We start from the raw sequence: 5351 nt of genomic DNA on the forward strand, positions 1-5351 counted from the left end.
GTGCTCTTCGAAGCTCTGGTCACTGGGCAGAATGATGGTGGCAATGCCATTCAAGGCCGTAGCCGAGACGGCAGAGGTCGGAGCGAAGCCGTTAAGCAAAAAAGCTCGCAGGGCGCCGATTAACGAGCCCGCAACACCATTGATGACCGGCGCGCCACGCATGCCGCTATGAGCCCACTTGACAGGAATATTTGCCATATGAATCCTAAACCCTTAATAGCACGACTCTCGTCAAGCCGTGATTTGAATCCACACATCGCCAAATTTTGGGGCGGCAGGTTCAGTGGCTGATAACGTCACCTTGCCTACCCCGGAGCCCGCGATCATTTGAGAAAATGAGCCCGCCCCCGTCCCCACGGCAATGGCTTCTTTATCAGTCACCAGGTACGGCTCTCCAGCAGCAAGTCCACCCACGGATGCAGCAGCCTCTATCTGTGCACGCGAGCCGCGCTTCATCTTGATGGCCGTCATCAGAATGTCCCGCCATCAACGACACCCACCGCCAGGGTCACGAATGCATTCCCTGGATCCTTGGTCCACGCCAGGCTGGCGTTCATGCGCAGAATGCCGTCAGTGCCGTCAGTCCCCCAGATAAATCCGGCAGTGCCGCCCGCGACGACTGCTACCTTTTCATCGGCGGAGCCGGGAGGAATGTTCAGGGCCGTCTTGAAGGCATCAAAGGTGATCTTCTTTTCTTTCTGCCCGGATGCTTCGCTCGCGTCATGGATCAGCAGCAAATCATCAGCGCCTGAGATCGCAGGCAGCGTGGCGAGATCGTCAAGGGCCGGCACCACCGGCAACTTGGTGGCCTCATCAAGCGCTACATGGAGTGTTCCCCGATCCGTGGTGACCAGCGGCTCACCTGCGAGCATTCCTGAAGTCGGAAGATTGGCCTTGAGGCCGCGTTTGAGTTGAATACGTGGCATGTGGCCTCCTAATTAAACGTTCCGCCGTCGATGATCTGCACACCCAGATTGGCGCGAGCGCTTTGCTTGGCTTCTTCGGTGTCTAGTTCCGCTAACCGGTTCGACACCAAGAAAGCGCCGTCAGCGTTCCCAATAGGTCCTGGCGGGCCAGGTGGGCCTGGCGGGCCTTGCTCCCCGGGCGCGATCAGCACTTCGGTAAGCTCGATCTCGCTCACGACCACCTGGCTGTCCTCTGGCATTACCAGAATCTCGCCGGGCTGCAGGTCCACGATGACGGAGGTATCGCAGTTCATCGCGTGCCCTCTGGGCTCAGGTTCCAGGAGATTTCCGCCACGCGCGACACATCGCCATTGGGGTGCAGGATCTCCAACTGACCCACCGCCGAGCACCAGGCCACTGGAGGGTTTTGCCCATAGGGGAGCCCCGCCGTGGTCGCGGCATCCAGCAAGAAGACCACGCGCCCCTCCCCACTGCTGAGGTCAATGCGGCCGTTTTCCGTGCTCAGCTCCAGCAGTACATCGGGGGCGAGCACATCGTCACGCAGCTGCATGCGGGCCGCGCAGCCCGTGAGGTCCACCGGCGTCAGGTCAGTCTTGGGGACGGGCCGGCCGTTCTGGGCATTGACCAACTCTCCATTGACGAGGCGCGTGGGGTAAGGTGCCGTGCACCACTGGAAGCCACGCCGGAACGTGGCCCCTTGGTAGATGGTGTAGCAGAGGTGAGCGGGCGCTGTCATGCATAGCAGTGTCAAGCCCCCGGCCCAGAACGTCGAACCCTATACGGGGTAAGCGGTTAGAAGCTCTGCACGGAGGTGCTCATGTTGTTGCTCACCCCTGCGCCGATACCGTTCAAGCTGGCAGCCACTGAGTCGCCAGCCATCTTGGCGTTGGCCAGGAAGGTCTGCACGCGCATCTGGTTGGTCTCCAGCTTAAAGCGGGCATTGGCTTCGGACACCCGGGTCTTTAGCTCGGCATCGGTGATGGACAGGCGGAGCAGCGGATCGATAGCAGCGCTCTGCGCCTGATACAGGGCCACCAAGGTGCGCGCTGCCTCGTTCTTGAGCCCGGACATCGAGGTAGATAGCTGGGCGGCCAACTGCGGCCCCAGCGCAATGGCCTTGACATACTCGCCCACGGCAGCAATGGCCTTCGTGTACATGTCCGACACGGCGCCGACGGCAAAGCGGACGTTCTCCACCTCTGTCTCAAAGCTCTTGATGGAAATGTCGCGGCTTTGCTCGGCCAGCTTGTCTCGGCTGTCTTGGCGGATCAGCGCCGTATCGTGCAGCATCGCGCCAGGCGGCAGCGGCCAGCCGGCGCGGGCATAGCGCTCGGTGGTGCTAGCCATGTCACGGTCGGCTTGGCGCAGGATACGCGCCCGGCCGCGCTCCCACAATGCGGCCTCCACATTGGAGTTGATGCCCGTGCCGCCCTGCGTGATGGCGCGCCGGCACCAAGCCAGTGCCTCGGCCAGAATGGACAAATCAGGGAAGGCTTCGCCCAGCATCGAGCGGAACGCCGTATCAATCTGGGCTGAGATCTCAGAATTCTTGGCATCAAAGTACGCCATCGCTGCCGTTGGGTCGTCAAAACTCAGGTTGTTTGGCGGGTCGACCAGTTCAAAATTCTGCACAACAGAGGGCTGCTGCACCACGGGCGCAGTCCCCGCTTGTGCCATGGCTTCCTGCCCAAAGCCGATTGACTGGGCGTGCCAACCCATGGCGTTGTCCCATTTGGCGTTGATGACCTGAGTGGTTTGCAGGGCCGGGCCCGTGATGCCGGGCGGAATGGTGACGATAGGCATGGCTTAGATCCTCCGGTTTGACTCGTTGACGACGAAGCGAATGGCATCCACCTCAAACGCATCGCCGTTGCTGTTGTAGAAAGTGGGCGTGGCGTAGGCGCTGCGCAGCCCGCGACCCAGGTCAAAGCGCACCTCGCGCATGCTGGCCCCGTGCCCACGGGCTGGATAGGTGTAGCTGGCGGGCCGGCCGTTGAGCAAGGATTCGATCTGCAGCCGCATGGAGCCCGCCGCCGCGCCCAGGTAGCAGTAGCTCAGGATCTTCACCTGCGGACTGCCGAAGTCCAGTTGGCCCATGCCGAACACGGCCTCGATGGGCTCGCCCGCATCGTCATCACCATCCAGCAGGAACAGGCCTTCCTCACTGGCCCCATAGTGCTTACCGCCAATGGTGGCAAAGCTGTTGTAGGGGTAGCGCTCGTAGCGGGTGGTCCCGCCCGGGTTGCCGCCGGTCATGTTGAGGGCGAACACCTCACCCAGGCCCGACAGAATCGAGATCTTCCCGCTCAGCACAGCGCGCATGGGCACCACCGGCAAAGTGACCTCGCCCATGGCCGTCATGTCGCCGCTGAGCATCCCGCGCATCACCACCGTCTGCAGGGTGGCCTCTGCATACGGAGACACGGATCCAGACAGCACCGCGCGCATGGGCTTGGTCTGCAGGGTCACCAAGCCCTGCAACGAGATCTTGCCGCCCAGCATCAGCCGCCCAAAGGTGCCCGGCAGCTCGCCGTAGGGCCAGTTGCGGCCGTAAAGGGTTGGCGCTGGCAGGGGCAGCTTGAGCCGGCCGATCTCCCGGTCCGACGCTGCGAGATTGACAGGAGGGATAGTCAGGACCAGCTGACCCACGGCGCCCACCAGCGCATTGGCATACGGCTGCACCGGCGGCAGGGTGAGGCTCAGCAATGCGAACGATGGCGCGGCCAGCTTGCCAAACGACATGGCGGGCTTGGCCTGGCCCAGCACCAAGCGCAGGACCCGGCCCTTGTCGAAGGCGGCGTTGGCCGGGGGCAAGGTCAACTTGATCTCACCTGTCACTGGGCTCGTGTCTGGGGGAGACAGCTGCGTGAGCACAGGGTTGAAGATCTCATCATCCCCGGCATACAGCGCGGCCTGCAGCCACAGTGGCTCGGTGCTGCCGGGGGGACTGCTGGTGTAGACCAGCTCGTCATCGAGGAAATAGCTCACCACGCCATCGACGCGCTCGATCTTGAACACGGTGGCATCGGTGTAGGGGCGCGAACCAGTCTTTGCCTTGCCCAGCTCCATCACCTTGGCAAGGCCCTTGGCCAGGTAGAAGCCGTAAGCGGTGGTGAGGCCCGTGTACTGGACCGGGTCCTCGTAGCCATTGAGGCCCACCACGGCGCCGATGAGGCTGGCCCGGCCCTGGAAGGTGGCCGAAGCATCGCCAGTCACGAACATCAGCGAGCGCGCCCCGTTCTCCCAGCCCAGGGCGTAGTCCCAGCCCGGCGCGCGGGCAGCGACCCCCTTCTGCCCCGGGTCAGCCGGAAGGTGAACCAGCACCTTCTCCTCCCAGCAGGCATAGGTCATCTCAATCTCGCTCACCAGGGTGACGGTGCCGGTCTTCTTGTCGGGCACAAAGATGGCCGAGACCTGACCGGTGGCCGCATTGGTCACATACTTGTAGCGCCCGGGCACATTCTTGGATACGGGGCGCATGCCGCACACCATGGTGTCGACAAAGATATCTCGAGCTGGCCGGGCCGGGCGGTATTCCTGGCCCTGCTCGCCCGGGACGTAGACTTTTTCCTTGATCAGTGAATTGGCCACCGCTTGCTCCTATGCGCTGGGCGCTGGGAATCGAGAGTCAGAAATCCAGGTAGCCCCTGGTGTGGCATTGGCCGCGAAGTTGGCAGCGCGCAGCTGGGTGATGCTGGCAAAGTCGCGCAGGTAGGACACGCCCAATTGTTTTACCGGCGCGGGCGCATCCACCGAGAGCACGGCGCGCTGCTTCCAAGTCGCTCCCAGGTCCGTGGACTGCATGAGCGTGTAGCCCTGGCCATATGCCGCCACCGCGCCGCCCGATTCCACGAGGACGGGCTCAGCCCTGAATACGGGCAGCGCCAGGGTCCGGGCATCAATGGCAAAGGGAATGCCGACATGCCAGCCTGGCCAGCCGGTGCTGGGCTGGTACTGCAGGTCATAGCCATCGGTGGTGAAAAGGCACACGGCCGCGTTGTCCCGGTAGTCAGCCTGGCCGGGCGGGCGCAGCACAAACAGCGCGCCACCCGCGATGGGCACGCAGCCGCCATTGGCGAACGCCGCGGCATTCTCCGCGCCGCTGTCCCAGTCGTCTGCGTCTTCGGAACGGAAGTCCTGCAGCACCGCCGTCTGCACGACGGTGCGCTCCTCGTGATCGATCCGGGCCAGCTTGACCTTGGCATGCACCCGGTAGCCGGTGGGCAGGCTGGCATCCACCTCGATGTAGGGCACAGAGACAATGGCCACGGCATAGCGCTTGGAGACGGGCGCCACGTTCACATGCACCCAGTTGACCGCCGTATTGAAGTCGATGGCGGCAGGGACAGAGTCGGCCGGCAGCGCCAAAGCGGTATCGCTGAATTCGGCCATCACCGGGAGCGCAGCGGCGCGCACCCAGTTCAT

At 63.2% G+C, this 5351-nt stretch carries 7 protein-coding genes and 1 pseudogene; all 8 read right to left on the reverse strand.

Annotated elements, in window-relative coordinates:
- A pseudogene (locus H928_RS26955) lies at positions 1–198 on the reverse strand (hypothetical protein); the annotation flags it as partial.
- A 33-nt stretch (positions 199–231) separates the two neighbouring features.
- Positions 232–471 (reverse strand): hypothetical protein, encoded by a 240-nt coding sequence (locus tag H928_RS0109640; protein ID WP_021026306.1) that lies wholly within the window; start codon positions 469–471, stop codon positions 232–234.
- Positions 471–926, reverse strand: coding sequence for a hypothetical protein (locus H928_RS0109645; protein ID WP_021026307.1), 456 nt, complete (start codon positions 924–926; stop codon positions 471–473). The genes H928_RS0109640 and H928_RS0109645 overlap by 1 nt, the downstream gene beginning before the upstream one ends.
- An 8-nt stretch (positions 927–934) precedes the next feature.
- Positions 935–1219, reverse strand: a complete 285-nt coding sequence (locus H928_RS0109650) for a hypothetical protein (protein ID WP_021026308.1) — start codon at positions 1217–1219, stop codon at positions 935–937.
- A complete protein-coding gene (locus H928_RS0109655; protein ID WP_021026309.1) occupies positions 1216–1662 on the reverse strand; it encodes a hypothetical protein in 447 nt (148 codons plus the stop codon). The genes H928_RS0109650 and H928_RS0109655 overlap by 4 nt, the downstream gene beginning before the upstream one ends.
- Before the next feature lie 56 nt (positions 1663–1718).
- Positions 1719–2729, reverse strand: a complete 1011-nt coding sequence (locus H928_RS0109660; RefSeq protein ID WP_021026310.1) for a hypothetical protein — start codon at positions 2727–2729, stop codon at positions 1719–1721.
- A 3-nt stretch (positions 2730–2732) separates the two neighbouring features.
- Entirely contained in the window at positions 2733–4517 is a 1785-nt protein-coding gene (locus H928_RS0109665; RefSeq protein ID WP_021026311.1) for a hypothetical protein, read from the reverse strand.
- 9 nt (positions 4518–4526) lie between these two features.
- A partial coding sequence (locus H928_RS26960; RefSeq protein ID WP_043339470.1) for a hypothetical protein occupies positions 4527–5351 on the reverse strand: 825 nt, incomplete at its 5' end.

The organism is Comamonas sp. B-9, assembly GCF_000410635.1.
GTDB lineage: Bacteria > Pseudomonadota > Gammaproteobacteria > Burkholderiales > Burkholderiaceae_C > Comamonas.